Origin of the sequence: Burkholderia sp. Ax-1720 (assembly GCF_011753035.1) — a bacterium.
Classification (GTDB): Bacteria; Pseudomonadota; Gammaproteobacteria; order Burkholderiales; family Burkholderiaceae; genus Burkholderia; species Burkholderia gladioli.
The window spans coordinates 1-26,985 of the sequence record NZ_VWWK01000098.1; the positions used below are offsets into that span (position 1 = coordinate 1).

Annotated in this window: 29 protein-coding genes and 1 pseudogene; 11 read left to right on the forward strand and 19 right to left on the reverse strand. The window is 67.7% G+C overall.

Annotated elements, in window-relative coordinates; genetic code table 11:
* Positions 1–145: 145 nt before the first annotated feature.
* The 13 genes from F3J18_RS23735 to F3J18_RS23795 form a co-directional block, all read right to left on the reverse strand.
* The gene (locus F3J18_RS23735; RefSeq protein ID WP_025100913.1) at positions 146–616 is read right to left on the reverse strand and encodes a phage tail protein; all 471 of its coding nucleotides are present in this window, start codon (positions 614–616) and stop codon (positions 146–148) included.
* Position 617: 1 nt separating this feature from the next.
* Positions 618–794 carry a DUF6760 family protein gene (locus F3J18_RS23740; protein WP_013690021.1) on the reverse strand — a complete coding sequence of 59 codons (177 nt, stop codon included), beginning with the start codon at positions 792–794 and terminating at the stop codon, positions 618–620.
* Positions 794–1,150, reverse strand: coding sequence for a hypothetical protein (locus F3J18_RS23745; RefSeq protein ID WP_013690022.1), 357 nt, complete (start codon positions 1,148–1,150; stop codon positions 794–796). The genes F3J18_RS23740 and F3J18_RS23745 overlap by 1 nt, the downstream gene beginning before the upstream one ends.
* A gap of 13 nt (positions 1,151–1,163) precedes the next feature.
* Complete coding sequence (locus tag F3J18_RS23750; protein WP_013690023.1) at positions 1,164–1,613, reverse strand: phage tail protein; 450 nt, start codon at positions 1,611–1,613, stop codon at positions 1,164–1,166.
* 23 nt (positions 1,614–1,636) lie between these two features.
* Entirely contained in the window at positions 1,637–3,256 is a 1,620-nt protein-coding gene (locus F3J18_RS23755) for a phage tail sheath C-terminal domain-containing protein (protein ID WP_166914564.1), read from the reverse strand.
* An 18-nt stretch (positions 3,257–3,274) separates the two neighbouring features.
* Complete coding sequence (locus F3J18_RS23760) at positions 3,275–3,853, reverse strand: carboxypeptidase regulatory-like domain-containing protein (RefSeq protein ID WP_036056611.1); 579 nt, start codon at positions 3,851–3,853, stop codon at positions 3,275–3,277.
* Positions 3,844–4,455, reverse strand: a complete 612-nt coding sequence (locus tag F3J18_RS23765; RefSeq protein WP_025102087.1) for a DUF4255 domain-containing protein — start codon at positions 4,453–4,455, stop codon at positions 3,844–3,846. The genes F3J18_RS23760 and F3J18_RS23765 overlap by 10 nt, the downstream gene beginning before the upstream one ends.
* A 2-nt stretch (positions 4,456–4,457) precedes the next feature.
* A complete protein-coding gene (locus F3J18_RS23770; protein ID WP_166914565.1) occupies positions 4,458–5,363 on the reverse strand; it encodes a hypothetical protein in 906 nt (301 codons plus the stop codon).
* 28 nt (positions 5,364–5,391) lie between these two features.
* A complete protein-coding gene (locus tag F3J18_RS23775; protein WP_240156430.1) occupies positions 5,392–5,940 on the reverse strand; it encodes a hypothetical protein in 549 nt (182 codons plus the stop codon).
* 68 nt (positions 5,941–6,008) lie between these two features.
* Positions 6,009–6,383 carry a hypothetical protein gene (locus F3J18_RS23780; RefSeq protein WP_105828075.1) on the reverse strand — a complete coding sequence of 125 codons (375 nt, stop codon included), beginning with the start codon at positions 6,381–6,383 and terminating at the stop codon, positions 6,009–6,011.
* A gap of 126 nt (positions 6,384–6,509) precedes the next feature.
* On the reverse strand, positions 6,510–6,905 hold the full coding sequence (locus tag F3J18_RS23785; protein WP_025102083.1) for a hypothetical protein: 396 nt from the start codon (positions 6,903–6,905) through the stop codon (positions 6,510–6,512).
* Positions 6,906–7,312: 407 nt separating this feature from the next.
* On the reverse strand, positions 7,313–8,221 hold the full coding sequence (locus tag F3J18_RS23790) for a bestrophin family ion channel (RefSeq protein ID WP_166914567.1): 909 nt from the start codon (positions 8,219–8,221) through the stop codon (positions 7,313–7,315).
* Positions 8,222–8,392: 171 nt separating this feature from the next.
* Positions 8,393–10,723: an FdhF/YdeP family oxidoreductase gene (locus F3J18_RS23795; RefSeq protein WP_025102081.1), complete on the reverse strand. Its 2,331-nt coding sequence runs from the start codon at positions 10,721–10,723 to the stop codon at positions 8,393–8,395.
* A 166-nt stretch (positions 10,724–10,889) separates the two neighbouring features.
* Here F3J18_RS23795 and F3J18_RS23800 point away from each other — a divergent pair, with 166 nt between their 5' ends.
* Both F3J18_RS23800 and F3J18_RS23805 read left to right on the forward strand, forming a co-directional pair.
* Positions 10,890–12,365: a PLP-dependent aminotransferase family protein gene (locus tag F3J18_RS23800; RefSeq protein WP_036056604.1), complete on the forward strand. Its 1,476-nt coding sequence runs from the start codon at positions 10,890–10,892 to the stop codon at positions 12,363–12,365.
* Entirely contained in the window at positions 12,362–12,682 is a 321-nt protein-coding gene (locus tag F3J18_RS23805; RefSeq protein WP_025102079.1) for a DNA-binding protein, read from the forward strand. Before F3J18_RS23800 ends, F3J18_RS23805 begins: the two co-directional genes overlap by 4 nt.
* 101 nt (positions 12,683–12,783) lie before the next feature.
* On the opposite strand, the gene F3J18_RS23810 is transcribed toward F3J18_RS23805, so the two are convergent.
* The 3 genes from F3J18_RS23810 to F3J18_RS23820 all read right to left on the reverse strand — a co-directional run bounded on the left by F3J18_RS23810 (position 12,784) and on the right by F3J18_RS23820 (position 14,559).
* On the reverse strand, positions 12,784–13,221 hold the full coding sequence (locus tag F3J18_RS23810; protein WP_025102078.1) for a VOC family protein: 438 nt from the start codon (positions 13,219–13,221) through the stop codon (positions 12,784–12,786).
* A 65-nt stretch (positions 13,222–13,286) separates the two neighbouring features.
* The gene (locus tag F3J18_RS23815) at positions 13,287–13,928 is read right to left on the reverse strand and encodes a glutathione binding-like protein (RefSeq protein WP_166914569.1); all 642 of its coding nucleotides are present in this window, start codon (positions 13,926–13,928) and stop codon (positions 13,287–13,289) included.
* 4 nt (positions 13,929–13,932) lie between these two features.
* A complete protein-coding gene (locus F3J18_RS23820; protein ID WP_025102076.1) occupies positions 13,933–14,559 on the reverse strand; it encodes a glutathione S-transferase in 627 nt (208 codons plus the stop codon).
* A 184-nt stretch (positions 14,560–14,743) separates the two neighbouring features.
* Between F3J18_RS23820 and F3J18_RS23825 the strand changes: the two genes are divergently transcribed.
* Both F3J18_RS23825 and F3J18_RS23830 read left to right on the forward strand, forming a co-directional pair.
* The gene (locus F3J18_RS23825; protein WP_046574453.1) at positions 14,744–15,307 is read left to right on the forward strand and encodes a cysteine hydrolase family protein; all 564 of its coding nucleotides are present in this window, start codon (positions 14,744–14,746) and stop codon (positions 15,305–15,307) included.
* Between the two features lie 114 nt (positions 15,308–15,421).
* Positions 15,422–16,105 (forward strand): DUF4336 domain-containing protein, encoded by a 684-nt coding sequence (locus tag F3J18_RS23830; protein ID WP_240154601.1) that lies wholly within the window; start codon positions 15,422–15,424, stop codon positions 16,103–16,105.
* A 37-nt stretch (positions 16,106–16,142) separates the two neighbouring features.
* Here the strand turns inward: F3J18_RS23830 and F3J18_RS23835 are convergent, their stop codons facing one another.
* Both F3J18_RS23835 and F3J18_RS23840 read right to left on the reverse strand, forming a co-directional pair.
* The gene (locus tag F3J18_RS23835) at positions 16,143–16,865 is read right to left on the reverse strand and encodes a nitroreductase (protein ID WP_166914573.1); all 723 of its coding nucleotides are present in this window, start codon (positions 16,863–16,865) and stop codon (positions 16,143–16,145) included.
* Between the two features lie 142 nt (positions 16,866–17,007).
* Positions 17,008–17,391: a VOC family protein gene (locus F3J18_RS23840; RefSeq protein WP_025102284.1), complete on the reverse strand. Its 384-nt coding sequence runs from the start codon at positions 17,389–17,391 to the stop codon at positions 17,008–17,010.
* A gap of 282 nt (positions 17,392–17,673) precedes the next feature.
* Between F3J18_RS23840 and F3J18_RS23845 the strand changes: the two genes are divergently transcribed.
* Positions 17,674–18,504 carry a hypothetical protein gene (locus tag F3J18_RS23845; protein ID WP_166914575.1) on the forward strand — a complete coding sequence of 277 codons (831 nt, stop codon included), beginning with the start codon at positions 17,674–17,676 and terminating at the stop codon, positions 18,502–18,504.
* A 64-nt stretch (positions 18,505–18,568) separates the two neighbouring features.
* Here F3J18_RS23845 and F3J18_RS23850 read toward each other — a convergent pair whose 3' ends face one another.
* Positions 18,569–19,537, reverse strand: coding sequence for a LysR family transcriptional regulator (locus F3J18_RS23850; RefSeq protein WP_166914577.1), 969 nt, complete (start codon positions 19,535–19,537; stop codon positions 18,569–18,571).
* Between the two features lie 192 nt (positions 19,538–19,729).
* Between F3J18_RS23850 and F3J18_RS23855 the strand changes: the two genes are divergently transcribed.
* The 6 genes and pseudogenes from F3J18_RS23855 to F3J18_RS23880 form a co-directional block, all read left to right on the forward strand.
* Positions 19,730–20,851 (forward strand): porin, encoded by a 1,122-nt coding sequence (locus F3J18_RS23855; protein WP_025099910.1) that lies wholly within the window; start codon positions 19,730–19,732, stop codon positions 20,849–20,851.
* Between the two features lie 59 nt (positions 20,852–20,910).
* Complete coding sequence (locus F3J18_RS23860) at positions 20,911–22,029, forward strand: alpha/beta hydrolase (RefSeq protein WP_166914579.1); 1,119 nt, start codon at positions 20,911–20,913, stop codon at positions 22,027–22,029.
* Complete coding sequence (locus F3J18_RS23865; protein WP_152554445.1) at positions 22,026–23,411, forward strand: MFS transporter; 1,386 nt, start codon at positions 22,026–22,028, stop codon at positions 23,409–23,411. Before F3J18_RS23860 ends, F3J18_RS23865 begins: the two co-directional genes overlap by 4 nt.
* Positions 23,408–24,421: an alpha/beta fold hydrolase gene (locus F3J18_RS23870; RefSeq protein WP_166914581.1), complete on the forward strand. Its 1,014-nt coding sequence runs from the start codon at positions 23,408–23,410 to the stop codon at positions 24,419–24,421. Before F3J18_RS23865 ends, F3J18_RS23870 begins: the two co-directional genes overlap by 4 nt.
* A gap of 110 nt (positions 24,422–24,531) precedes the next feature.
* On the forward strand, positions 24,532–26,769 hold the full coding sequence (locus F3J18_RS23875) for an autotransporter outer membrane beta-barrel domain-containing protein (RefSeq protein WP_166914582.1): 2,238 nt from the start codon (positions 24,532–24,534) through the stop codon (positions 26,767–26,769).
* A pseudogene (locus F3J18_RS23880) lies at positions 26,759–26,985 on the forward strand (autotransporter strand-loop-strand O-heptosyltransferase); the annotation flags it as partial. The gene F3J18_RS23875 and the pseudogene F3J18_RS23880, both read left to right, overlap by 11 nt.

Below are 26,985 nucleotides of genomic sequence, written 5' to 3' on the forward strand. Positions count from 1 at the left end.
GGCGTCGCGAACGGCGCGAGCGACGTGCGTTGCGCGTTCGTCGCGGGCCCGGCGATCCGCGCGCCGGCAGCCGCGACCGAGGCCGCAAGCGCGGCGGCAGCGCGCATCGCGCCGAGCTGCATGCCCGCGGCCGAATCCGGCCGCATCATGTGCCGCTCCCGCGCTTGCGGATTCCCTCGTGCGCGAGCGTGAAGCTCTGCGTCGCGATGAGCGTCTGGCTCGCGTCGATCTGCGGCCCTTGCCACTCGATCGGCCAGGCGTTGACGAAATTCCAGGCCACCGTCGTATTGCCGAGATTGTCGAGCAGGTAGATCGTGCCGTTCTTGCGCGTCACCTTGCCCGCCGCGGCAGCGGTGAACCAGTTCCACAGCGGGTCGACCGCGCTCACGCCGCCCTTGAGCACCAGATCGCTGCCGACCACCTGGCCGGGCAGCTTGTACTCGATGTCGTTGACGCCGCCCTGGCGGATCGTCTTGACCTCGTTCTTCACCTGCAGCCCGTCCACCGACGTGAAGCCGCCCACCAGGATGCCGCCCATCTCGATGCAGAAGTTGTACGCCATGAACGGGTTGGCGCTGGCCGCCGGCTGCCGCGCGGAACTCGATCCCAAAGCCATTTCATATCCCCAGTCGAAGACTCTTCTCGCGCTCGTCGCTGTTCATGGTGTCGTTGATGCGGCTGATCCGTTCGCACCAGCGGCGGCGCTCCGCGTGCTCCATCGCCAGGATGTCCCTGTACGACCAGTGGAAGTGATACGCGATGAACGCGATCTCCTCGTAGATCTGGTCGGGCACTACAGGGAGGCGAGTTTTCCCGCGTTGTCCGCGCCCGGCATCGCCACCACGTTGTCCTCGGACTGCACCTGGTTGATGCGGTTGTAGAGATCCTGCAGATAGGCGAAATCGGCCGAGAACAGATCCTCGATCACCTTGGTGTTGACCATGTCGAGACTGCCCAGGCGCACGATCACGCGCGACAGCACGATGATCGACAGATAGGCCGGGTTGGCCTGCACGCGATGGTCCTTGAGCGGCAGGATCTCGTCGCCGGCCGTGGCGAGACGCATCACGCCGCTGCGGTGCAGGTTGCCGTCGCCATCGCGATAGCCGATCGGCAGCGTGAATTCGATTTCGGTGCTGATGACGCTCATGGCGGGGCTCCGTTCAGGAAACGCGTGTCATGTACTGGATGGTCAGCTCGAAGGTCTCGACCATGATCTCGGTGCTGCTGGCGTTGAGGCCGGTGCTTTCGTACTTGTTCGGCCAGGCGTTGATCACGTTCCAGCGTGCGCGGGCGGTGCCGCCCGAATCGAGCAGGATCAGCGAGATGTTCTTCTGCACCGAGGCGCCGGTCGAGCCCTGCTGCACGGCGAGCTGGTGCCAGTTGTAGAGGTCCATCGAGTCGGTCAGCCCCTTCTTGAGGGTGAGCTTGCCGTAGGTGGTCAGGCCCGAGAACGACCGCTTGTAGGTCGGATCGGTGCCTTCGCGGTACTCGGTCGTCTCGATCGTGCTGTCGGGAATGGTCGCCTCGGAAAACGAGGCGATCTGGATGCCGGAGATTTCCACCTGGAAGCGGAACCCGCGGTACGGATTGGTCAGTTGTGTGCTCGCCATCGTCTGGCTCCGTCGTCAGTGCATCAGGATCCGGAATCCGGGCCGGCCGTTTTCTGCGCGATCCGGATGATCACGAATTCGGCCGGGTAGACGGGCGCGAGGCCGATGTCGATATACATCTGGCCGAGCGCACGGGTTTCGGGCGGGTTGTTCGAGGCGTCGCAGACCACGAAGAACGCCTCGGCGGCGCTCGCGCCGAACAGGCCGCCCGCCTGCCAGAGCGTGGTCAGGAACGCGTCGATGTCGCGCGTGACGGCCGACCAGGTGGTCTGGTCGTTCGGCTCGAACACCACCCACTGCAGGCTCTGCTTGAGGCTTTGCTCGACGTAGATGAACAGGCGCCGCACCGCCACGTAGGTCCATTCGCTGCCGACCGCGGCCAGCGTGCGCGCGCCGTAGATCACGTTGCCGTAGCCGATCAGGTTGCGGATCGCGTCGATGCCTTCCGGGTTCAGCACGTCCTGGTCGCTGTCGGTCAACGGCGTCTGCGTCATCACCACCGTCTTCAGCGCGCCGTCGATCACCCCGGCCGGCGACTTCCAGACGCCGACCGAGGAATCGGTATTGGCATAGCGTCCGAGCACCGGGCCCGAGGGCGGAATCGGCACGTTGCTGCCGAGGATCGGATTCGATACCCAGACCCACGGGTAGTAGATCGAACCGAAGGTGGAGTTGAGCGCCTGCGAGGCCATGGCGCCCGTGCCGCTGCCCATGCGGAACCCGAGCATGTCCTGCGGGCTCAGGTTGAACGGCGGATCGCTGACATAGAACAGGCTCGCCTGCTGCTCGCAGTAGTTGAGCCCCGCGTTGATGGCGGTGGACTGCGCCATGATGCTCGGCGCCTTGCTCGCGTCGATGGCGTTGACGGTGTCGGGCATCGACAGCAGGCCGATGTCCTGCACCGTATTGAGCAGCGCGAGCGTCTTCGCGTAATCGATGGTCTGCGACACGCCGCCCTTGAAGGCCACCGCGGAGCTGGTGTTGCCCGGTCGCGCGGGGGTCTTGGTGTCAGGCGTGGTCGCGGTGACGAACATCGAGGTGGCGTTGATCGCGGCGACCAGGGCTTGCAGGGAGTTGGCGGTATAGCCGTTGTAGCTCTCGAGCACGATCAGCTGTTTGTTGCCGGTGCCGAGCGTCTGCGGGCCGAGCCCGTTCTGCGTCACATAGGCCGCCAGCGTGCTGCCCGGCGCCTTGTTCAGCTCGGCGGGGTCGGCGACGATGCTCAGGTTGAAGACCGGCGAGGTGGCCTTGGGGTCGCCGCTCGAATTGGTGATCATCACGCCGAGCACCGTATTCGGCCATTCGCCGGGCGTGGCGGCGGTGAGCGAGACGGTGCCCGCTGCCGCGGTGGCGTTCTTGGCGGCGCCCGACGCGTCGGGCGCGCGCAGTACGTAGCAGAGCGCGCCGCCGAGCGCGAAGAACTGGTAGACGGCCCACGACACCATGCCGTTCCAGACCATGTTGCCGAACGTGCGCTGGTAGGCGTTCCAGCTCGTGATCAGCGTCGGCTGGCCGATCGGGCTCGCGGCCAGCGTCTGGGTGATGCCCACGAACGCCGGGGTGGACGTGGACGCGCCCTGTATGGTGCGCGCACTCGGCACCTCCTGGATATAGATGCCGGGATGTAGATAGTTGGTGGCCAAGATCGTGCTCTCTGTCGGTTAGCCCATCGTGATGTCCAGGTACTGCGTGGTGCCCGGTGCCAGCGTCAGTTGCCGCGCCACGTCGGGGTAGCCGGCCTTGACGAAATTCAGTGTGACGACCGTGCCGGCGGCATCGAGCCGGCCGCGTACCGCGAGCGCGTAGCGGCCGTCGTAGCGACCATGGGCCGAGGTCTCGGTCGAGGCGGTGCGCGGCTCGCCGCGCGCGGTGGCGTAGCGCGCGGCGAGCCGCACGCCGGCGATCGGCTGGCCGCCCCGCTTGGCCAGCACCTGGCCGCGCAACAGCGTGGTGCCGGGCGGGAACGGGTAGAGCGGGCTCGGTTCGAGCACGCACGAGACGATCGCGTCGGCCAGCGGCGGCCGCGGCGGCACCTCGAATTCCACCTGGCTCGGGAAGAACGGCGGCGCCGAGGCGACCAGCCGGTAAGCGCCGCGCGGCAGGGCGCTGAACGCATAGAAGCCGTCGGCCTTGTCGAACGGGCGGCACGGCGCGCCGTTCAGCGTGAAGGCCGGGCGCAGGCCGGCCAGCGGCGCGTGGCTGAAGCCGTCGATCACCTGCACCACCGCGCTCAGTTCCATGCCGGGTCTCCCGCGGCCAGCTCGGCGCGCATCACCATCTCGGCCTGCGGCGTGAGCGTCGAGGGGATCCGCACCGGCGTGAGCGTGTACATCTTCGTCAGCTTGTAGGTCTTGTTCGGGAACACCGTCCAGATGTTGCGCAACTGCTCGCTCGAATCGTGCTCCGGCACGATGTCGATCGCCTCGTTGCCGGTGGCGCGCAGCAGCGGCGAGAGCAGCGCGCCCGAGAGCTGGCCGACGTCGTGGAACAGCTGGATCAGCCGGTCGACCAGCACCAGTTCGATCTCGGCGGACTTGCCGTACGGCACGATCAGGTAGGTCAGGTCGACCACCAGCGGCGCGGGCGTGACCGCGAGCGCCGAGGGCTGCGCGCCGGCGCGGCGCGTCAGCGACGGCGGCAGGTTGCGCAGCGCGGCATTGATTTCGGTCTGGTACAGGTACAGCGACAGGCGCGTCTCGCCGGCCGCGTCGATCTCGCCGGGCGAGTCGTAGACGACGGCCGATTCGGCGGCCAGTTCCGGCACCTGGGCGCGGATCAGACGGCGCAGCGAATCGCTGACCGCGCGCAGTACCTGTCCGCCGTCGATGGCCGAAGCTGCCATGGTCACAGCGTGAAGACGGTGTCGGTGCGGCTGACCACTTGCGGCTGGCGGTTGTGCACCTGCGCGAGCACGGTGACGGAGCTGTCCGAGGCCGTGCGCAGATAGACGTAGTTCAGCTCGTCGGGCTCCCAGGTGATGAAGGCGTTCAGGTAAAACTCGAGATTCTGGGACGATGCGCTCGCCGTCACGAAGCTCAGCGTTTCGTTGGTGAACGACAGCGATTCGAGCGGCAGCGGGCCGTTCTGGCTCGCGAACAGGATGCCGCCTGCCTCGCTCATGTCCGGCCCGAGCGACCAGTTGACCTTGCCGAGCCCTTTGCGCGTGCTGATCAGGATCTCGATGCGGTTGCCCGGATGCGCGCCGCGCACGGTCAGGCAGATCGGACGGTAGTTGCCGCCGTAACCGGACAGGGTCGCGCTCACGCGGCCGTTGTACCACTGCATCGGCGCCTGCGCGCCGAAGCTGGCCAGGATCAGGGCTTCCTCGTTGAGCGTGCAATAACCCTGCAGGTAGTCGACCTCGGGATGGATCGACAGGAACAGCGTGAGCGTGAAGCGCGCGAGGCCGCCCGAACCCGGCGCGGTGCGGATCGACAGCATCGCGTCGTTGAATTCGATGCCGCTCAGGCAGGGCTCGCCGCTCGCGCTCGACACCACCACGTTGTACGAGAATCCGATGCTGTCGCCGCCGCGGTTGCCGAGCGACCAGGCCACGCCCGCCGTGGTGAACTGGATGCCGAGATTGCTGTCGGGGGCGACATCGAAGAATTCGAGCTGCACCGGCATCAGCCGCCAGCCCGCATCGGGATCGGCGGGTTCATGGGCGGCGGTGCCGGGCGTGTCGGGCTGCTCCGGGGCGTCGGGGGGCATGGCGGACGGATCGGGCGTATCGGACGTATCAGGCGTCATGGCGGGGCATCCGGGCGTTTCGGTGGCGTCAGTCGAGGGCGAGGGCGAACGAACTGACGCCGATCACCGTGCTGCGGTCGTTGCGGCTTTGCAGCGTGACGCTCGCGCCGGGCGGCAGCATGACACGGCCGAGCACGCCGGACTGGTCGGTGCGCAGATACAGCGACGCGCGGATCTCGCGCACGTCCTGGCTCGCTTGCAGCATGATCTCGCGCGCATTGATCAGGAACTGGTTCAGGTACATCACCGGGTCGCTCGTGCTGCTCAGCGACAGGCCCACCTGCTGCCGTCCGGCGCCGTCGCTCCAGATCGCTTCCTGGTCCGGTCGCAGCGTCAGCAAGGCATTGCTGTTGGCGCGCAGGTTCGCGAAGACGAGCGTGACCGGCTTGAAGCTCGCGACCTCCTGATAGACGCGCGCATTGAGCGCGTGCAGCGAATTCGCGACGCGATGCCCCTCGATCGTGCGCCGCGCCTGCGGCGGCAGCGAGGCGCGCTCGCCGGCGATCGCCGAGCGCACCGCGGCGGGCGTCACGCGCGGCGCGCGCGCCGGCGCCTCCGGCGCCGTTTCAGCGGGCATGGCGTCCTTGCCGCCCGCGGTGTTCCGGCCGGCGGCCTTGTCTTTCCTGTCCATGAAGCCGGGGCCCGTCAGTTGGGAAGCGGAATCGAGAAACTGCCCGGATTGATCGTGCCCGCATTGTCATACCCGGCGAATTGGTAATGCACGCTCGCCTGCGTGTTGCCGAGCAATTTCATGGTGCCGCCGATAGCGTTGCCGCTGGTCGAGAACGAAACACGGACCGAAACGGTATCGCCGCCGGTCGCGCCATGGGTTTGCACCTGGATTTGCGATTTCTGGACCAGCAGGTTATCCAGCGGTGGAGTCGCGCCCATCGAGCTTGAAATCTGCACGGCGTCGTTATTGGTGAGGCTGATGTAATTGGGTGCATTAAACAACAGTTCGGCGGACAGCTTGTCCTGGGACGATTGCGTCCGGAACGTAAACGAGATCGTATATTCCATTTTCAGGTCTCCACTGATTATCCATGCCGAAATGCCATTCGTTTGCCTGAACGAATGGCCGAAACCGGATGCACGCAACCGGTTCCGACGTGCCGAAACCGGTTGCGCGTTACCTTGCCTGAATTATCAGTTGAGGTCGAAACTCGAAAAGGTGTGGTTGACGGCTTGCGCGACCCCGCCATTGACGGAGACCGTCAGCACGATGCCCGAATCCGAGGACGACTTGAGCTTGATGCTCTCGACATCGGCCTTCGAGGCGACGAACAGCGAGAAGGTGAAGGCGATCTGGCCGCTGCCCGCATCCGACGTGCCGATGGTGATTTCGGCCGCGGTGACGCGCAATTGCGTGAGCGGCAGCTCCGCGCCGCCCGTCATCTGGATGCTCAGGCCCGACGAATTGCTGAAATCCTGGCCGAGGCTCCACGACACGTCCTTCTTCGTCGTGTCCATGTCGATGACGATGCTCTGCGACGGCTGTGCGTTGGAGACAGTGAATTGAACGCGCGTGTAAGTATTGCTCATGACTTCGACCCTCTATGTATTGGTCTCTGCTGGTCAATGGCCCTCGGTATCCATCTCTCCACGCGTGTTGCGAAGCAGATCGAATTGCCGTTGCCGCCCCGGAAATAGCGTTAGTTTGATTACTGAAGCGAGGGTGTGGCTTGATGCAGCTAGACAATAGCGGTTAACAAAATGGGATGCAAACTTTTTTTGGGTCGGGTTTTACCTGAAGAGGCTTGATGGAAATTAGAGTCGTGACGGCATATTTAACACATCTGCCTATCTAATTTTTGTTGGTGGCGGGCCGTCTGTAAATTTATTTTCTCTGTAATTGCCTTGCCATCATTCTTGATTATTGGAATGGAATTTTTCATTTTGAAAGCTTGATATCAAAATGAATTTCCATGGTGCAGCGCGGCGCGTTTGCGCTACGACGCCCGATAGCGCGAGTCGGCGGGAATCTCGTCGGGCAGCGGCTCGCCGGCGATGTCGAGCAGCGAGCGCTCGATCTGGCGCGTCAGCGTATCGAGCGCGAGATGATGCGGGCCGGTGCCGAAGGGCTCGGCGATATGCCCGGCGATGGTGTCGAGCGCGATCAGCGTGTACGAGACGAACACCGACACGAAGGGCGTGGCGAAGCCGATCGAATCGACCAGCCCGAACGGCAGCATCACGCAGTACGAATAGATGGTCCGGTGCAGCAGCACGTGATAGGGGAAGGGGATCGGCGTCGAGGCGATGCGCTCGCAGCCGGCCAGCTTCGCGCCCAGCTCGTCGAGCTGCGCGTCGAGCATCCACAGCTGCGTGTCGCCGAGCTTGCCGGCGCGCTGGCGCTCGGCAAGCTGCCGGCGCAGCGCGTGCAGGATCGCCACCGGCTTGAAATGGGCCGCCTCGATGCGCGCGAGGCAGTCCGCGTCGAGATAGCGCGCGAGATCCTCGGCCGGATCGGTCTGGCGCAACTGGTGCTTCATCGCGTAGACGAAGGCGATGGTGGTGCGCGTGAAGGCGGCGCCGTCGTCGGTGCCGCCGTAGGAGAGCGCCTGCGAGACCAGCGCGCGCGTCGAGGTCAGCACGCCGCCCCACAGCTTGCGCGCTTCCCAGTAGCGGTCGTAGCTGACGTTGTTGCGGAACGCGGCGAAGATCGCCAGCGCCAGGCCGGCGAGCGTGAACGGGGTGGGATTGAGCGGCACCTTGGTGCCGAGGATGCGGCCGTCGGTGAGCAGGGCCAGCAGGCTGATCACGGTCATCACCGCGAGCTGCGGCAGGATCGATTGCAGCACCGAGCCGTTCCAGACGAACAGCATCCGGAACCAGTGTTCGCGCGGGCGAATGATCATGACGGCAACTCCGGTGCGACGGGTGAGGCAGGCAACACTACCAGAAACGGGACGTCACGCCGACGAATCGCGGCGGGGAAGGGTTCGTGGGGTTCCCGGGTTCGGGACCGACGAAGCGCGGGCGGCGTCGCCTCGGCCGTCAGGCCGGCGCGAGCCGCCTGCGCTTGTGCCTCAGGCCGCCGCGCGCGTGGCGGCCGTCACCGAGCGATGCATCAGCACCGGGATCGACTTCGAGGTGGGCGTGTTCGCGATGTCGGCCGTGCTGTCGAGCGGCACCAGCGGATTGGTTTCCGGGTAGTAGGCACCCAGGCAGCCGCGCGGGATGTCGTATTCGACCAGCAGGAAACCGTCGGCGCGCCGTTCGATGCCGTCGTGCCAGACCGTTTCGAGATCGATCCAGTCACCGGCCTCGAAGCCCAGCATCGCCAGGTCGTCCTTGTTGGCGAACACCACGCGGCGCTGGCCGAACACGCCGCGATAGCGGTCGTCGAGCGCGTAGATGGTGGTGTTGTACTGGTCGTGCGAGCGCGTGGTCATCAGCGTCAGCAGCTTCTCGCCGTGCAGGGCACGGGCGCGCTGGATCGGCGTGTCGGTCGGCATCGGATGCGCCACGAAGTTCGCCTTTCCGTTCGGCGTGATCCAGTCGCGCTCGCGCGAGGCCACGCGCAGGTGGAAGCCGCGCGGCTGCGCGATGCGCTCGTTGTAGTTCTCGAAGCCCGGCAGCACCGCCTCGATCGCGTCGCGCACGCGTGCGTAGTCGTCGATGTAGGCTTGCCAGTCGACGCTGTCGTGCGGGCCGAACAGGGCCATCGCCATGCGCGCGACGATCGCCGTTTCCGACAGCAGGTTCGGCGAGGCCGGCTTGTTCATGCCGTAGGAGACATGCACCATGCTCATCGAGTCCTCCACCGTCACGCCTTGCGAGACGCCGTTCTGCAGGTCGATCTCGGTGCGGCCGAGGGTCGGCAGGATCAGCGCGTCGCGGCCGTGGACCAGATGGCTGCGGTTCAGCTTGGTGGTGATGTGGACCGTCAGCGCGCAGCGGCGCAGGCCGTCCCAGGTGCGCGGCGTGTCGGGCGTGGCCATCGCGAAGTTGCCGCCCAGCCCGATGAACACGTTCAGCTTGTCTTCCAGCATCGCCTCGATGGTTTCCACCACGTCGTAGCCGTGATGGCGCGGCGGCTCGAAATCGTAGACCTGGCCGAGCCGGTCGAGGAAGGCCATGGTCGGCTTTTCCTCGATGCCGACCGTGCGGTTGCCCTGCACGTTCGAGTGGCCGCGCACGGGGCAGAGGCCCGCGCCTTCGCGGCCGATATTGCCGCGCATCAGCATCAGGTTCGACAGCATGTGGATGGTCTGCACCGAATGCTTGTGCTGGGTGATGCCCATGCCCCAGGTCGAGATCACGCGCTCGCTCCTGGCATACAGTTCGGCCAGCGAATCGATCTGCTCGTAGGACACGCCGCTCTCGGCGGTCAGCGCAGCCCAGCTCTCGGCGCGCAGGTCGTCGGCGAAGGCCTCGAAGCCGGCGGTGTGCTCGTCGATGAAGGCGGTGTCGAGCACGCGCGGCCGGCCGGCCAGCACGGCCGCGTCGTCGAACTCCAGCACGCGCTTGGCGAGGCCCTTGAGCAGGGCGAAATCGCCGCCGATCACCGGCTGCACGAAGCGCGAGGAGATCTTCGTGCTGCCCATGGTGAGCATCTCGATCGGGCTTTGCGGATCGGAGAAGCGTTCCAGGCCGCGTTCCTTGAGCGGGTTGATCGAGACGATGGTGGCGCCGCGCTTGGCCGCCTCGCGCAGCTCGCCGAGCATGCGCGGGTGGTTGGTGGCCGGGTTCTGGCCGAAGATCATCAGCAGGTCGGCGTGCTCGAAATCCTCCAGCGTGACGGTGCCCTTGCCGACCCCGACGGTGGCCGGCAGCCCGCGGCTGGTGGCCTCGTGGCACATGTTCGAGCAGTCGGGGAAGTTGTTGGTGCCGAAGCGGCGCACCAGCAACTGATAGAGGAAGGCGGCTTCGTTGCTGGCGCGGCCCGAGGTGTAGAAGGCGGCGCGGTTCGGATCATCGAGCGCCTTCAGGTGGCGCGCGATCAGGGCGAAGGCCGCGTCCCAGGCGATCGGCACGTAGCGGTCGCTGGCCGCGTCGTAGACCATCGGGTCGGTCAGGCGGCCGTGCTGCTCGAGTTCGTAGTCGGATTGCTCGAGCAGGGCCGTGACGGTGTGCTCGGCGAAGAAATCGGGGCCCACGCGCTTCGAGGTGGCCTCGGCGGCCACCGCCTTCACGCCGTTCTCGCAGAATTCGAAGGTCGAGGCGTGCTGGCGATCCGGCCAGGCGCAGCCGGGGCAGTCGAAGCCGTCGGGCTGGTTCTGGCGGAACAGGGTGCGGTAGTTGCCGCCCGCCACGCGTTCCTTGATCAGGTTGATCGCCACCTGCTTGACCGCGCCCCAACCGGCGGCCGCATGGTGGTAGGGCTCGATGCGCGGGACGGGGGCTTTCTTCTTCATGGCTGCTCGGCTGTCGGAAGCCGCTTCCAGCGGCGATGGAAGCAGATTAGACGCAGTGCAACATAACGTGGGTACACACCTGATCCATCGCAAAAAGAGTACAGTTTCGTTTTCTGGATAACAGATGGCGAGCACTGTGCTTGCGTTTGCTCACAAAAGGGGCGGCATGAAGCGTTACGAGAAGCTGGCCGACGAGATCGACGAGATGATCCGGCGCGGCGTCTACCTGCCGGGCGAGCGGATTCCCTCGGTGCGGCAGGCGAGCCGCCAGCACGACCTGAGCATCACCACCGTGGTGCGGGCCTACCTGGTGCTGGAGAGCCGCGGCGCGATCGAGAGCCGGCCGCAATCGGGCTACTTCGTGCGGGCCCGCGAGCAGGCCGCCGACCAGCCGGCGCTGCATGCCAGCACGCCGATCGCGGTGTCCTCGACGGTCGACGTGAGCCGGCTGGTGCTCTCCACGCTGCGCTCGATCGCGCGCGACGACGCGGTGCCGCTCGGCTCGCCGTATCCGGACCCGGCGCTGTTTCCCTCGCAGCGGATCGCGCGCCACATGCACGGCATCGCGCGGCGCCGCACGCGCTGGGGCGTGATGGACGACCTGCCGCCCGGCAACCCGGAGCTGATCCGGCAGATCGCGCGGCGCTACGGCGAGCGCGGAATCGCCGTCGATCCGAACGAGATCGTGGTGACGATCGGCGCGACCGAGGCGATCAACCTGTGCCTGCAGGCGGTGGCGCGGCCCGGCGACACCATCGCGGTGGAGTCGCCCACTTTCTACGCGATGCTGCACGCGATCGAGCGGCTGGGCATGCGCGCCATCGAGGTGGCCACCCATCCCGTGGACGGCATCGATCTCGATGCGCTGGCGCGCATCCTCGAGCGCGAGAAGATCGCCGCCTGCATGGTGATGCCGAACTTCCAGAACCCGCTCGGCTTTCGCATGAGCGACGAGCGCAAGGCGGCGCTGGTCGAGCTGCTGGCGCGCCACGACGTGCCGGCCATCGAGAACGACGTCTACCACGAGCTGTATTACGGCGAGGCCCGGCCCAGCGCGCTGAAGTCCTTCGACCGGCATGGGCTGGTGCTGCACTGCGCGTCGTTCTCGAAGAGCCTGTCGCCGGCCTACCGGATCGGCTGGGCGATGCCGGGGCGCTACCGCGACCAGGTCGAGAAGCTCAAGTTCCTGAATACGCTGGCCACGCCCGCGCTCGACCAGTTGGGGATCGCCGAGTACCTGCGCCACGACGGCTACGACCATCACCTGCGCCGGATCCGCAAGACCTTCGCGCAGCAGGCCAACCTGATGGGCGCGATGGTGCGGCGCTTCTTCCCCGACGGCACGCGCATCTCGCAGCCGGCGGGCGGTTACGTGCTGTGGGTGGAACTGCCGCCGGGCTGCGACGCGATCGCGCTTTACCAGCTCGCGCTGGCCGAGCGCATCACCATCGGGCCGGGGCATATGTTCTCGACCACCGGCAACTATCGTCACTGCATCCGGCTCAACTACAGTTATCCCTGGTCGGCGCAGATCGAGGAAGCGGTGCGCACGCTGGGCCGGCTGGTGGCGGCGGCGATGCCGGCGGGCGGCGAAACCAGGGCAGGCAAACGACGCGGACAGGATCAGGAGGAGACACGATGACGATCGATGCGGGACATGACGAGGCGCGCGGCGGCGAGCCGCCGGAAGGCGAGGGCGAGGACGGGCTCGATCCCGTGATCGTCGCGGTGCTGGGCTGCCTGCGCGACGCGCTGAGCGAGACGCCCGGGCGCGCCTGGTCGCTGGCCAAGCTCAGCAAGCGCTCGCAGGTGCCGATGAGCACGCTGCGGCGCACGCTCACCGAGCTCGACGCGGCGGGGATCACGAAGACCGAGCTCAACGAGGAGGGGATCGGTCATGCGGTACTGACCGAGGAAGGAATCGGCTTGAGCGAGGCGTTGTTCGGCGGGCAGGGCTAGGCGCGGACGTTAGAGGCGGCGGCCCTTGCGGTCGCCCCGCGCCGCGCCGCATTGTGCTGGTGCGGCTCGCCCGGCTTCGATGGGCTCGCCCGCCCGCGCTGCTAGCCGAGTTCTTCGGCGAGGCCGACGAGTATGCCTTCGGGGCCCCGGATATAGCAGAGCCGATACACGTCCTGGTAGCGAACCACCTCGCCCACCAGTTGCGCGCCGAGCTTGCCGAGGCGGGCCAGCGTATCGTCGATATCCTCCACGGTGAACATCACGCGCAGGTAACCGAGCGCGTTGACCGGCGCTGCGCGATGGTCCGCCGCGACGGGCGGCGCGAGGAAGCGGGACAGTTCGAGCCGGCCATGGCCATCCGGCGTGCGCATCATGGCGATCTCGACGCGCATGCCGGGCAAGCCGGTGACGCCGTCCGCCCAATCTCCCTCGATCGGGGCGCGCCCTTCGAGGTCGAGGCCGAGCTCGGTGAAGAAGCCGATCGCGGCATCCAGGTCTTCCACCACGATGCCGACGTTGTCCATGCGCTTGACTGTCATGACGCCTCCTTGCTGTCGATCCGGCTCGCGGCCGCGGCCGGCAGGTTTCGCGCAGCCCGCCGCGCTCAGCTTGCGTCGAGCGCGACCTCGAAGCCCCGTTTCACCGCGGGGCGCTCGAACAGCGCCTCGTACCATCGCCGCACGTTCGGGTAGTCGGCCAGGTCGACCTTGTGCCGCTCGTGCCGCCAGGCCCAGCCGAGGATGGCGAAGTCCGCGATCGACAACGCGCCGGCCACGTATTCGTGCGCGGCCAGCCTGGCGTCGAGCACCGCGTAGAGCCGGCGCGTTTCGTCCGAGAAGCGCTTCAGGCCGTAGCGGCGCTCGTCTTCCGAGGCGAGCGCGATGAAGTGATGGACCTGCCCGGGCATCGGGCCGAATCCGCCCACCTGCCACATCAGCCATTCCATCACCGGTACCCGGTCGCGCAGGCTGGCAGGCAGGAACTTGCCGGTTTTCTCCGCCAGGTAGAGCAGGATCGCGCCGGACTCGAACACGCTGATGGGGCGAGCGTCCGGGCCCTGCGGATCGACGATGGCGGGAATCTTGTTGTTCGGGCTGATCGCGAGGAATTCGGGCGCGAATTGCTCGCGGTTCGCGATATTCACGGGGCGAACCACGTAGGGCACGGCCATTTCTTCCAGCGCGACGCTGATCTTGCGGCCATTCGGCGTGTTCCAGGCATACAGCGCGATCGGTTCGGGGGTCATGGGTTCAGCTCAGGTCGTGGTCGATATATTGGGTGAAACCGGCGCGCGTCGCGAGCGACGCATACCAGCGCTCGAGGTTCGGCATCGGGGGCCGTTGCACACCCGGCAAGCCGAACCATCGCTTGGCGAACGCGCCGAGCACGATATCCGCGATCGTGAACGACTCGCCCTCGACGAAGTCGCGCCCGTCCAGTTGCGCGTCGAGCAGCTTCCATACCGCCGCCACCTTGACGATATCGGCAGCGAGCTTGTCCTCGTCGCGCTCGCTGGCAGGCGTGCGGACGATCGCCCAAAACACGGGCCGCTCGGCCGGCTGCAGGGTCGACAGCGACCAGTCGAGCCAGCGGTCGATGCCGGCGCGCTCGCGCGGCGTGGAGGGATAAAGCAGGCTGGACGCGCCGTATTGCATCGCCAGGTAGCGCAGGATCGAGTTCGACTCCCACAGCACGAGATCGCCGTCGACCAGCGTCGGGATCTTGCCGGTCGGGTTCATCGCCAGATAGTCGGCCTCGGTGTTGCGCCCGAACTGCAGGCCGGCATCGATGCGTTGGTAGGGCAGCGCCAGCTCGTCGCAAATCCACAGCAGTTTCTGGACGTTGACGGAATTGGCACGTCCCCAGATGGTGATCATGTTGGTGTCCCCAGGTTTTGTGCTGCCGATCGACGGCGCGGGGCCGGCATCGTGCAGGTTCGCCATCCGCTGGGCGCGGGATGGTGCGCGTATTCTCGGGCTTTCCTGGCGGCGGTGGCAACCGGTTCATGACGCGGCCCTGAACCGGCTACCATAGCTTTCCCCTCGCGAACCGCCTCCGCCCATGACCACCCTCGCCAATCGTCCCAATCTCGCGCTCGTCGTCATCGATCTGCAAAACGGCGTGGTCGCCCAGGCGCATCGGCGCGACGAGGTGCTCGTCGTCGTCGACGGCTTGATCCGGCAGGCGCGCGCTGCCGGCATCCCGGTGGTCTGGGTCCGTCATGCGGATGCCGATCTGGAGGCCGGCAGCGAGGCCTGGCGGATCGTCCCCGAACTGGCGCCGGCTCCCGGGGAGGCGATTGTCGAGAAAGGCTATCGCGACGCCTTCGAGGACACCGAGCTCGAAGCGGTGCTGTCGCGGCTGGGCGTCGGCCGGCTGATGGTGGTGGGGGCGCAGACCGACATGTGCATCCGCTCGACCCTGCATGGCGCGCTGGTCCGCGGTTACGACGCGATGCTGGTGGGCGACGCGCACACCACGGAAGACCTCGCGCAGTGGGGCGCGCCGCCTCCGGACGCGGTGATCCGGCATACCAATCTCTACTGGGCCAATCAGAAGGCGCCGGGCCGCGCGGGCGGCGTGATCGAGAGCCGCGACGTCGATTTCGCGCGCGAGCGCGGCTGACGACCCTTGAATGCGGTCGAAGGCGACGCGACACGGCCCGTCGCCCCGCATCCGGCGGCTTCATCGACACGACTGCCCGGCGCGCCCGCTGGTACCGAATCCCCCCCGATCATCATGCTCAAACCGATAACCGACGATATCTGGCATCTCCAGCATGCCTTCGTGGCGGCCGGCCTGCCCATCTCCTCGCGCATGACGGTGGTGCGACTCCGCGATTCGTCGCTGTGGCTGCATTCCCCGGTGCCGATGTCGGCGCAGGTGCGGGCTCAACTCGACACGCTCGGGACGGTGCGCTACATCGTGGCGCCCAACAAGGCGCATCACCTGTTCGCGGGTGCCTGCCTGGAGGCGTTTCCCGAGGCGATGCTGTTCGGCGCGCCGGGCCTGGCCGCCAAGCGTCCGGACCTGCGTGGCCTGCGTGAATTGATGCGCGAGGTGGAGCCGGCCTGGGCGGCCGATTTCGATCAGGTCTTCTTCGAGGGCATTCCGTTCGGCAACGAAACGGTCTGGTTCCACAAGGCCTCGCGCACGCTGATCGTGACCGACCTGTGCCAGTGGTGGCGCGGCGAGCTGAGATTCGCGGCCAGGGCCTTCGCCTCGATGACGGGCGTGCGCAAGCGCCTGGCCGTGCCGCGAACGGTTCGCATGGTGGTCAAGGATCGCCGGGCGGCGCGCGCGAGCGCGGAGCGAATCCTCGCCTTGCCGTTCACGCGCGTGATCATGGCGCACGATGCGATCGTCGACGAGGACGCGCATCGCGCGCTCGAACAGGCGTTCGAGGCGTTTTCCGCGCGCTAGGGCCGCTAGGGCCGATTATTCCAGGGCGGCGCCCCGTCTATTCGCCGACCCAGTTGACCGCGTCCTCGAGCGGCGCGCGCGTGGTGCGATACGAGTTGGCCGGATGCGTTTCGTCGGCGTAGCCGAAGGAGATGGCGCACACCATTCGCCGTTCCTCGCCCAGGCCCAGTTCCTGGCGGACCCGCTTCGCATAGGAGGACAGCGCGGCCTGGGGAATGCTGGCCACGCCGCAGGCCTGCGCGGCCAGGATGAAGTTGCTGACGTAGCAGCCGCAATCCACCGCGCCATAGACGCCCAGCGCCTCGTCGGTGGTGATCACGGCGACATGCGGGGCGCCGAACAATCGAAAATTCTCCAGCGTCTGCCGCAGATAGGCGGGCTTGTCGCCGCGCTCGATGCCCAGCGCGCCGTAGAGCTGGAAGCCGCTCTCGCGCCGGCGCTCCAGGTAGACGCCGCGGTATTCGCGCGGGAACACGAAGTCGGGTTCCGGCGGCGCGCCGCTCGACGCGTGCTCGTACAACACGCGCTTGAGCCGCTCGGTTCCCGCGCCGGTGGTGATCGTGACCTGCCACGACTGGCTGTTGCACCAGGAAGCGGTGCGCTGCGCCGCGGCGAGGATGGTCTCGATGATCGCGCGGGGAACCGGCTCCGGCCGGAATGCGCGACAGCTATAACGCTCGTCGAGCAGTCGGCGCACGACTTCGAGCGCGTGAGGGGCGGCGGCGTGAGGCGGCAGGGCTTCCGGTTCGGAGGCGGGCATGGAGGTTCCCGGGAGGGTTGGCGTCGCATCGATTCTCGACGATCCCGATCGGCATGTCGAACGGCCGCCGCCGTGGCCATCGAATCGCCTTCATCGGTTTGCAAATGGCTGTCGATGCGATAGGGCTCCCGGGCGTCGCCGCTCAGTCGGCCTGCCGTGCCGGCCGTGAAAACACGTTCACGAGATTGCCGTCGGGGTCGCGCAGCAGCAGGGAGCGGTTGCCCCAGGGCATCACGGTGGTCGGCATCACGAGCTCCGCCTGCGCCGCCTTCATGCGGTCGAACACGGCGTCGACGTCGTCCACCTCGAACTCCAGGATCGCCGACCGATTCGACGCCGCGACGGCAGCGCCGGCATTGAAGCGCTCGATCAACTGCTCGGCCGAGAGCGCCAGCGTGGCTCCCTCGAACCGTATCTCGGCGAAGCCATCGGCGAGGCGGGTGGCCTCGAGGCCGGAAAGCTGCTGGTAGAACGCGATCAGGCCTTCGAGATTCCGGGTTGCGACACGAATCGATGCGAACTTCATTGCGAGCTCCTGACAGGAAAGGGCGCCCAGTCTAGTCGGCCGCGCTGTCAGATCCTGACAGCAGGGAACGCCGATGCCGGGCGGCCCGATTATTTTCAATATTTAATATTGAAATGAAAGGGCTGCGTCCGTTCGCAAGAGTGTTGAATATGATTGAATATCTGTGCCTCGCATTGAATCGAAAACTTAATGTCTTATCTTTCCCTTGCCGTGCGTTGATATTGCCGATGGTTGGCGATGTCGAATGCAGAGGCGCCGATATTAAATTACCGGAGAGAAACCATGAGCAACGATTCCCATGTTCAACCGCCGAGCGGCGGGTATATCACGGATCACACCGTCGACGGCCGGCAGCGCAAGGGCGTGAAATTCATCGCGGGCTCATTCGCCTGCTACGAGCATTACGATATCGTGGTGGAAGGTAATACGTACCAGAATCCCGAGCGGATCGACAAGGAACTCATCGTGCTGGTGCCCGCCGACGTGGATGTCGCCTACAACAGCCGGATCGGCGTGTACGGCGCCAACGGGACCGAAGCGAGCAAGACGCTGTTCCTGGGAGGGGAAGTGGTACGTCCGTTCGGCGGGCGCGTCGACAATGCCGAGTCGCTGACGCGGGTGATTTTCGAGGGCGGCAACATCGGGCGCTATGCCAATTATTCAACCGAGGTTTCGGGCAAGGAATATGGCGGTATCAAAATCATCCCCGAAAGCAATGCCGTCGAACTTCCCTTGAAGGTGGACGAGAACGTGCAGGTGATCGTGTATGGCCACAACGATGCCGACAAGAAAATAACGGTATTCGATGGCCTGGCGGAGGCGCTGCCGGTTCACGGTTTTGTCGTTTTCCATGGATCGACCTCCACTTGCGTGATGTTCCAGAAAGGGGACATGACCAAGTATTCGGCGGGATACAAGCTCAGCTACGAGGACGGAAAATCGACCACGAAGTTTATCGGGCTGGAGCCGATTCACATTCGTTTCGAATCGGTCGGCAAGAATATCCGCACCGAAGTCAAGCTCCACTCCCTGAAACCCGATGGCAGCGAGGACCGTCTGCTGTTCCAGGGCCGATATAACGACGACGAGCATTTCCGGGCCGAACATTCCTGAGCCCCGCCAGTGCAGGCCACGCCGCCGAACCGCGGCGGCGCGGCTGGCCGATGCCGGCGAGGATTCAGGCCTGGCCCGAGTCGGCGCCGCCCTTGCCGCGCCGATTCGCGTCGTCGTCGGCCATCGCCTTCTGCCGCAACACGAACTCGACGAAGCGCGCCGCCGCCGGATCGCCCATCTCGGCCGGATGCGCGAGATGCAGCGGCGCGGAAAAGCCGGCGTCGTCGGCCAACGGGCAGAACACCGCGCTGCGATGGTCGTAGCGGCGCATCGAGGCCGGCACCAGCGTCACGCCCAGCCCGGCCGCCACCATGTGGATGCCGGTCAGCATGCGCGGCACCTCGCGCGCGACGTGCGGCACGAAACCCTGGCGCCGGCAGGCGGCGAGGAAATCGGCATACATCCCCGGCGCGCCGGGCCGCCGCACCAGGATGAATTCCTCGTGCTCCAGCGCCTTCAGCGAGATCGTCGGCGGCGGGTCGCCTTCGGCCATCGCCGCCAGCAGCCGATGCCCGACCGGCAGCACCGCCACCATCGGCTCGTCGAGCAGCGGCTCGAAGGCGATGCCGGGCAGGGTGTCCACCGGCTTGCGCAGGAAGGCCACCTGTAGCTGCCCGTTGGCGAGCCGCTCGGTCAGCTCGGCGGCGTTCAGCTCGGCCAGGGTGATCTCGATGCCGGGGTGCGCGGCGCGAAAGCCGCGGATCGCGTCGGTCGTCATCGGATGGAAACCGGCCGAGCTGGTCAGGCCCACCGCGATGGTGCCCAGCTCGCCGCGCGCGATCCGTCGCGCGTGTGCAACACCTTGCTGCAGGGTTTCCAGCACCAGCTCCGCGTTCTGCGCGAAGGCGCGCCCGGCAGGCGTCAGCTCCACGCCGCGCGGCTGCCGCACGAACAGGTCGAAACCGATCTCCTCCTCGAGCAGGCGAATCTGCTGCGACAGCGGCGGCTGCTGCATGGCGAGCCGTTCGGCGGCGCGGGTGAACTGGCCTTCCTCGGCAACGGCGAGGAAGTACCGCAGGTGACGCAATTCCATGCAGGGGGCTCCGGCGGGGCGGGACGATCGACCCATATTCTACATATATGGGACTACAAGGAAATCGATATTTTACATCTGGTTCGGGACTCCCTAGGATTGCGCCTGACACGTCGAACCCATATACGGCGGGGCTTTCCGGGCGACCGGGGCAGCCGCCACGACGGCACAACAACGTCCAGGAGACCCGTTATGAAGAAGCACCACGCCGCAGCGGCCATGCTGCTTGTCGGATGCGCGTCCGCTTACGCGCAGCAGGACGAAGTCGACGAGGCCTTGCAGCTCGCGACGGGCGGCGGTGGAGGCGGCGGCAGCTCGGTCATGCTGTATGGCGTGATCGACGCGAACGTCGAATACCTGAGCCACGCGGCCAAGGGCGGCAGCGGCTCGCTGGTGCAGATGAATTCAGGCGGGATCCACAATTCGCGCTTCGGCGTGCGCGGCACGGAAGACCTCGGCGGCGGCAATGCCGCGTGGTTCGTGCTCGAATCCGGCTTCAACACCAACGACGGTACCCAGGCCACGGCCGGCACGCTGTTCAACCGCACCTCGGCGGTCGGCCTGTCGAACCGCACCTTCGGCTCGCTGTCGTTCGGCCTGCAATACACCCCGATGTACGACATCCTGCTGCGCTACGACCCGATGTCGTTCTCGCCGCAGTACACCTGGTTCCCGACCACCGGCTCGTCGAACGACTTCTCGTTCCGCGCGCGCAACAGCAACATGGTCAAGTACGTCGGCCGTTTCGCGGGCGTCACTGCGATCGCAGGCTACAGCTTCGGCGGCGATGCGGCCTCGTTCCAGAGCAGCGCGGCCTACGGCGGCGGCCTCGACTACGACGGCGGCACCTTCGGCGCCGCGGTTGCCTACGATTACCGCAACGGCGCGGTCAATACCAGCGGCAACTTCACCAAGTCGCGCAACCTGAGCCTGTCGTTCCGCCAGGACATCGGCCGCGGCCAGCTGATGGCCGGCTACGAGCACTTCCTGACCAACCCGGCCAGCACCAAGACGGCCTCGTCGGCGCAGGCGCTGTGGTTCGCGGGCGTGCGCTACCCGGTGATGCGCAACCTGAAGGTGACGGCCGCCTATTACTACGACCAGGACAAGACGCCGGGCAACTCGAATACCTGGATGGGGGTGCTGAGCACGCAATACGCGCTGTCCAAGCGCACCTCGCTGTACGCGACGGTGGCCTATGCGCAGGCCACGCGCGGCAACAACGGCACGTACACGCCGGTCGGCACCACCGACGCCACGGCCTTCGGTCCGAACCAGACCGGCGTCACGCTCGGCATGTTCCACCGGTTTTGATGAATCATGATGTCGGGCCCGGGCCGCGCGCCGCGCGGCAGCCCCCAGGAGTCGTATTGATGCAAGTCCAAGCGATCACCCCTCGCGCCCTGCGAGTCGCCTGCGCCGCCGCCTTCGCGGCGCTGGCGCTCGCCGGCGGGCCGGGTGCCCGGGCCGCCGAGGCCTCGGGCGCCGCCGCGCCGCATGTCTACAACGCGCATCTGCGCCCCGTGTCGGTGATCTCCGGCACGCGGCTGCGCCTCGACACGACGGCCGGCGCCGCCGAGTTCCCGCTCTACCTGTCGCGCGACTGGAACCAGCCGTTGCCCGACGTGACGCGCGCGGTGATCGTGATCCACGGCAAGCTGCGCAATGCCGATCGCTATTTCGAGAGCGCGGAGAAGGGGCGCGACGCGGCCGCGGAGAAGGGCGCCGAGGTTGCCGGCACGCTGCTGATCGCGCCGCAGTTCCTGGCCACGCTCGACCTGGCCGGCCGCACCGACCAGCCCGCCGACCTGCTGCGCTGGGACGCGAACGGCTGGATGGCCGGCGAGGACGCGCTCGCGCCGGCGGCGGTGAGCTCCTACACGGTGCTCGACACGATCGTCGAGCGCCTGGCCGATCGCAAGCGTTTCCCGAACCTGAAGACGGTGGTGTTCGCCGGCCATTCGGGCGGCGGCCAGGTGGTGCAGCGCTACGCGGTGGCCGCGCGCGAGACCGGCGCGCTGGCGCGCGAGGGCATCGCCCTGCGCTACGTGGTGTCGAGCCCGTCCTCCTATGCCTATTTCGATGCCGAGCGCCCCGGCGCCGACGGCAAGCCGGCCGCGTTCGACGCGGCCGCCTGCCCCGGCTACGACGACTGGAAGTACGGCATGGCGCATCGCCCGCCGTACCTGGCCGATCGCACGCCGGCCCAGCTCGAGGCCGCCTACGTCGCGCGCCGCGTGACCTACCTGGTGGGCGGCAAGGACGACGATCCGCAGCAGAAGGCGCTCGACCAGAGCTGCCCGGCCGAAGCCCAGGGCCCGCAGCGCGTGGCACGTGCCGAAGCCTATTTCCACTACCTGCAGGGCCGCCATCCGCAGGGGCTGAACCAGAGCCTGCACGTCGTGCCGGGCGTCGGCCACAACGGTGCGCGCATGCTGACCTCCGCCTGCGCGCTGGCGACCATGTACGACACGCCGGGGTGTGGATCATGAGCCGCATGAACCAGGTTTCCCAATCCTCCGCCGAGCCGCTCGGCCAGGGCTCGCAGCACGAGCCGGCCGCGCGCCTGTCGCCGTCGATGGTGCGCCGCGCGATCTTCGCCTCGGTGCTCGGCAACGGCCTCGAATGGTTCGACTTCCTGATCTACGGCTACTTCTCGAAGATCATCGCCCAGGTGTTCTTCCCGGCCGGCAATGCGCTGGTCTCGCTGCTGCTGACGCTGGCCACCTTCGCGATCGGCTTCTTCGTGCGGCCGATCGGCGGGATCCTGCTCGGCATCTACGCCGACCGCGCCGGCCGCAGCCGCGCGATGTCGCTGCTGATCATCTCGATGGCGCTCAGCACGCTGCTGATGGGCCTCACGCCCGGCTACGCGCAGATCGGCTACGCCGCGCCCGCGCTGGTGATCCTCGCGCGCGTGCTGCAGGGGTTGTCGGTGGGCGGCCAGTTCGCCACCGCCTCGGCGATGCTGGTGGAATACGCGCCGCCGGGACGCAAGATGTTCTACGGCAGCTTCAACATGACGGCGCAGTCGTTCGCGCTGCTGCTGTCCTCGGGCACCGGCTACCTGCTCACCACCCAGCTCTCGCACGAGTCGCTGGTGGCCTGGGGCTGGCGCCTGCCGTTCCTGTGCGGCGCGCTGGCCGGCCCGCTGGGCTTCTACATCCGCCACAAGGTGGCCGAGTCGCCGGAATTCCAGCAGTTGCGCAAGGAGAACGCCGGCGCGCGTCCCAAGGTGCCGCTGCGCGATTTCTTCCGCGACAACGGCCGCGCCGCGCTCTGCGCGATGGGCGTGATCGCGGTGGGCGCGGCCACCAACTACGTCTGGCATTCCTATATCGCCGTCTATGTCGAGCGCCAGCTGCACCTGCCGCTGGAGGTCGCGCTGCGCGGCGCGTTCTTCTCGGGCGTGCTGAACCTGTTCCTGTTCCCGTTGTCAGGGCGCCTGGCCGATCGCTACGGGCCGTACAAGCTGTTCTACCCGATCACGATCCTGTGGATGCTGTGCGCCTATCCGCTGTTCGCCTACGTGGTGTCGGAGCCTTCGGCCTCGCGCCTGTTCACCGCGCAGATCATCTCGACGGTGTTCCTGGCGGCGATGTCGGGCGCCCACCCGGGCATGCTCGCCACGCTGTTCCCGGTGCGCAGCCGCTCCTCGGGCGTGGCGCTGTCGTACAACATCGCCGTCACGCTGTTCGGCGGCCTGGCGCCGTTCACGATCACCTGGCTGACCTCGCTCTCGGGCAGCAGCCTGACCCCCGCGTTCTATCTGATCTTTGCCGGCTTCGTGTCGCTGGCGCTGGTCGGGCTGTCCCGCCGCGGACATCCCGAGCTCGGCGCCGATACGCCGGCCACCACGAGGACCCCCGCTTGAGCACCGTGCCTGAACATGCGCATGACGAACGCGCGCCGAACGAACGGCCCGTCGACGTCGTCGCCCCGCAACACCTGACCGTCACGGCGCCGGCAGGCACCGGCGTGGTTCCGCTGTTCGCCACCGGCGAGTGGAACGCGTCGCAGCCCGGCGTCGACACCGCGGTGATCCTGCTGCACGGCCGGCTGCGCAACGCCGATGCCTACTTCAAGTTCGCCCATCGCGCGCGTGCCGCCGCCGGCCGCAATTCCAACGACACCGTGCTGCTGGTGCCGCAGTTCCTGGCCCAGGCCGACGTCGAGGCGCATCGCCTGCCGGCCGAGACGCTGTGCTGGGACTGGACCGGCTGGATGGGCGGCGGCGAGGCGCTGGCGCCGGCGCCGGTCAGCTCGTTCGACGTGCTGGACGCGCTGCTGGCCGCGCTGGCCGATGCCGACGCGTTCCCCTCGCTGCGCACCGTGGTGGTGGCGGGGCACTCGGGCGGCGGCCAGGTCGCGCAGCGTTATGCCGTGCTGGCGCGCGGCGAGGCGGCGCTCACGCGGCGCGGCATCGCCTTGCGCTACGTGATCGCGAATCCCTCGTCCTACGTCTATTTCGATACGCGGCGCCCCGATGCGGATGGCGGTTTCTCGCCCTTCGACGCGACCGCCTGCGCCGGCTTCAACGACTGGAAATACGGCCTCGACGCGCTGCCGGCCTATGCCAGCGAGCAACCGGCCGCGCGCGAGCCCGGTGCCTTCGAGCATGCCTACCTGAAGCGCGACGTGATCACGCTGCTCGGCGATCGCGATTGCGATCCTCGGCATCCGGCGCTGGACCGTTCCTGCGCGGCGATGGCGCAAGGCGCCCACCGGCTCGAACGCGGGCTGGCCTATGCGCGCTACATCGCCTCGCGCGGCGCGGCCTCGTGCACCCACGAGACGCATACGATCCCCGGTGCCGGCCACGATGCCGATGCCGTGTTCGGTTCGCCGGCCGGGATCGCCGCGCTGTTCGGCAAATCCGCCTGAGGCGCGCGCGCCGCACGAGCGGCGCCGTCGCGGGACGGCAGTGGAAGGAAGACTGAAAAGCAGCAGGCCGGACGGCGTCCGGGAACCATCGAAAATAATCAGGAGACCGTATGAACATGCCTCACCCGAATGCCCCGGCCGACCGGCTCGCCATGCCCGGCGCGACGGTCAAGCGCCGCGTGCCGGCGGCGCTGGTCGCGCTGGCGCTGCCGGCGATCGCGCCGGCGGTGCACGCGCAGGCCTGCAACAACCAGGCCCTGCCGGGCGGCGCGGCCTGCGTCTCGACCATCTCGGCCGGCCAGACCGTGAGCGGCACCACCATCAACAACGGCGGCCAGCAGACCGTGCGCGGCACCGCCGCGTCCACCACGGTGTCCTCGGGCGGCACCCAGACCGTCTCCTCGGGCGGCGCGGCCAACGGCACGCTGCTTTCGGGCGGCCGCCAGATCATCTCGCGCGGCGGCCTGGCCAGCGGCACGGTGATCGGCAACGACGGCCTGCAGACGGTGTTCTCGGCCGGCTCGACGATCAACACCGTGGTGTCCTCGGGCGGCACGCAGTACGTGTCGGCGGGCGGCTCGGCGTCCGGCACGCTGGTGGTGTCGGGCGGCAGCTTCGGCGTGTCGCGTGGCGGCCTGGCCGATGCCTCGGTGGTCAGCTCGGGTGGCCTGATGCGCGTCTACTCGGGCGGTTCGGCCACCAACAGCCTGGTGGCGGGCGGCAAGCAATACGTCTCGGCCGGCGGCGCGACCACGGGCACGGTGATCAGCGCCGGCTCGCAGGTGGTGTTCACCGGCGGCGCGACCACCGGCACGGTGGTCAACGGCGGCATCCAGCTGGTGTCGAGCGGGGGCCTGGCGAGCGGCACCCAGGTCAACGCGGGCGGCAACCAGACCGTGCTGCTCGGCGGCTCGGCCGCGCAGAGCACGGTGGCGGCGGGCGGCAACCTGACGGTCGACGTCGGCGGCACCACCGCGGCCGGCCCGGTGGCCGCGCAGACGCTGGGCGGCGTCACGCTGGCCGGCACCCTCACGGTGGAGGAGAACGCGGCCGACCTGCTGACCGGCAAGGCCGCGCTGACGATCGACAGCCTCGCCATGCAGGGCGGCTCGGTGCAGCTCTCCGCGCCCAAGGGCGGCGGCTTCAAGACGCTGACCGTCAACCAGCTCTCGGGCAGCGGCCAGTTCGTGCTGAGCACCAACGTGGGCGCGGGGCAATCCGACAAGCTGGTGGTCGCGCAGGGCACCGGCGCCTACACGCTGTCGGTGCACGATTCGAGCACGGTGCCGGCCGCCGCGAACGCGCGGGTCGAGCTGGTGCAGGCGAGCGGCACCGGCGCCACCTTCTCGCTGGCGGGCGCGAGCGGCATCGACGTGGGCGCCTACAAGTTCGCGCTGCAGGACGACAACGGCAACTACTTCCTCGCCAATACCGGCCAGACCAGCGACGTGGCCTCGGTGGCGCAGGCCGCCGCCGCGACCGCGCCGATGCTGTGGATCCAGCAGCTCGAGACGGCCTTCTCCTACCTCGGCGACCTGCGCGCCGACGGCGGGCAGGGCGGCGGCCAGCTCTGGGTGCGCGCCTACGACCAGCGCCTCAAGACCAGCCCCGGCGGCACCTCGACCGAGCTGACGCTGTACGGCGCGCAGATCGGCCGCGACTGGGCCGTCGCCACTACCGCCGGCACGCTGCACGTGGGCGCCACCGGCGGCTACGCGCAGGCCAACGAAACCTTCGACGGGCTCGGCAACGGCAGCGCGCGTCCCTGGAACATCGGCGCCTACGCCGGCTTCGTCACGCCCTCGGGGCTGTTCGCCGACACGGTGGTGCGCTACCTCGGCTTCAAGCAGTCGCTGGGCGTCACCACGGCCGGCAACCAGGCCTCGGGCGACTACGCGCAATCGGGCTACTCGCTGTCGCTCGACGCCGGCAAGCGCTGGCAGTTCGGCGGGCGCTGGTGGGCCGAGCCGCGCGTCGAGCTGACCTACCAGCACGACGGCGCCGTGAACTACCAGACCTCGCTCGGCACGCCGGTGATGCTGGCCTCGAAGTCGCTGGTGCTGGGCGGCGCGGGCGCGCGCGTGGGCACCTCGTTCGCGGTGGGCGACCTGAAGCTCGACCCCTACGTGGGCGTCGAGGCGATGCACATCTTCAATTCGGGCCTGTCCGACACGATCGGCGGCAGCGCGCTCGGCGTGGCCTTGCCGAAGACCTGGGTCAGCGCCGATCTCGGCGTGGGTGCCTCGCTGACGCGCCACGTGCGTGCCTGGGGCGCCTTCGGCTACGGCAAGGGCCACGACTATTCGCAGCCCTGGGCCGTGACGCTGGGGATCAGCTATGTCGACTGACGCGCTGGAAGTGCGACGCCGCACGGCGTCGATCATCGAGGCGGCGATGTCGGCCGTCTCGGCCTCGGCCGCCGGCGCGACGCCGCGCGCGGTGGCCGCCGGTTCGGTGGGCGGCCTGCCGGCCGACGCTCGGGACCTTCCGGCAGTCTCGACCCTGGCGGCGCGCGCGACGCCCGCGATGATCGGCGATCCGCGCATGCCGGTGGTGGCCGTGCC

Coding starts and splice junctions, on each gene's coding strand:
- F3J18_RS23735 (WP_025100913.1), bottom strand. CDS start 616: ATGGCTTTGGGATCGAGTTCCGCGCGGCAGCCGGCGGCCAGCGCCAAC.
- F3J18_RS23745 (WP_013690022.1), bottom strand. CDS start 1,150: ATGAGCGTCATCAGCACCGAAATCGAATTCACGCTGCCGATCGGCTAT.
- F3J18_RS23750 (WP_013690023.1), bottom strand. CDS start 1,613: ATGGCGAGCACACAACTGACCAATCCGTACCGCGGGTTCCGCTTCCAG.
- F3J18_RS23760 (WP_036056611.1), bottom strand. CDS start 3,853: ATGGAACTGAGCGCGGTGGTGCAGGTGATCGACGGCTTCAGCCACGCG.
- F3J18_RS23765 (WP_025102087.1), bottom strand. CDS start 4,455: ATGGCAGCTTCGGCCATCGACGGCGGACAGGTACTGCGCGCGGTCAGC.
- F3J18_RS23770 (WP_166914565.1), bottom strand. CDS start 5,363: ATGACGCCTGATACGTCCGATACGCCCGATCCGTCCGCCATGCCCCCC.
- F3J18_RS23775 (WP_240156430.1), bottom strand. CDS start 5,940: ATGCCCGCTGAAACGGCGCCGGAGGCGCCGGCGCGCGCGCCGCGCGTG.
- F3J18_RS23780 (WP_105828075.1), bottom strand. CDS start 6,383: ATGGAATATACGATCTCGTTTACGTTCCGGACGCAATCGTCCCAGGAC.
- F3J18_RS23785 (WP_025102083.1), bottom strand. CDS start 6,905: ATGAGCAATACTTACACGCGCGTTCAATTCACTGTCTCCAACGCACAG.
- F3J18_RS23790 (WP_166914567.1), bottom strand. CDS start 8,221: ATGATCATTCGCCCGCGCGAACACTGGTTCCGGATGCTGTTCGTCTGG.
- F3J18_RS23795 (WP_025102081.1), bottom strand. CDS start 10,723: ATGAAGAAGAAAGCCCCCGTCCCGCGCATCGAGCCCTACCACCATGCG.
- F3J18_RS23800 (WP_036056604.1), top strand. CDS start 10,890: ATGAAGCGTTACGAGAAGCTGGCCGACGAGATCGACGAGATGATCCGG.
- F3J18_RS23805 (WP_025102079.1), top strand. CDS start 12,362: ATGACGATCGATGCGGGACATGACGAGGCGCGCGGCGGCGAGCCGCCG.
- F3J18_RS23810 (WP_025102078.1), bottom strand. CDS start 13,221: ATGACAGTCAAGCGCATGGACAACGTCGGCATCGTGGTGGAAGACCTG.
- F3J18_RS23815 (WP_166914569.1), bottom strand. CDS start 13,928: ATGACCCCCGAACCGATCGCGCTGTATGCCTGGAACACGCCGAATGGC.
- F3J18_RS23820 (WP_025102076.1), bottom strand. CDS start 14,559: ATGATCACCATCTGGGGACGTGCCAATTCCGTCAACGTCCAGAAACTG.
- F3J18_RS23825 (WP_046574453.1), top strand. CDS start 14,744: ATGACCACCCTCGCCAATCGTCCCAATCTCGCGCTCGTCGTCATCGAT.
- F3J18_RS23830 (WP_240154601.1), top strand. CDS start 15,422: ATGCTCAAACCGATAACCGACGATATCTGGCATCTCCAGCATGCCTTC.
- F3J18_RS23835 (WP_166914573.1), bottom strand. CDS start 16,865: ATGCCCGCCTCCGAACCGGAAGCCCTGCCGCCTCACGCCGCCGCCCCT.
- F3J18_RS23840 (WP_025102284.1), bottom strand. CDS start 17,391: ATGAAGTTCGCATCGATTCGTGTCGCAACCCGGAATCTCGAAGGCCTG.
- F3J18_RS23845 (WP_166914575.1), top strand. CDS start 17,674: ATGAGCAACGATTCCCATGTTCAACCGCCGAGCGGCGGGTATATCACG.
- F3J18_RS23850 (WP_166914577.1), bottom strand. CDS start 19,537: ATGGAATTGCGTCACCTGCGGTACTTCCTCGCCGTTGCCGAGGAAGGC.
- F3J18_RS23855 (WP_025099910.1), top strand. CDS start 19,730: ATGAAGAAGCACCACGCCGCAGCGGCCATGCTGCTTGTCGGATGCGCG.
- F3J18_RS23860 (WP_166914579.1), top strand. CDS start 20,911: ATGCAAGTCCAAGCGATCACCCCTCGCGCCCTGCGAGTCGCCTGCGCC.
- F3J18_RS23865 (WP_152554445.1), top strand. CDS start 22,026: ATGAGCCGCATGAACCAGGTTTCCCAATCCTCCGCCGAGCCGCTCGGC.
- F3J18_RS23875 (WP_166914582.1), top strand. CDS start 24,532: ATGAACATGCCTCACCCGAATGCCCCGGCCGACCGGCTCGCCATGCCC.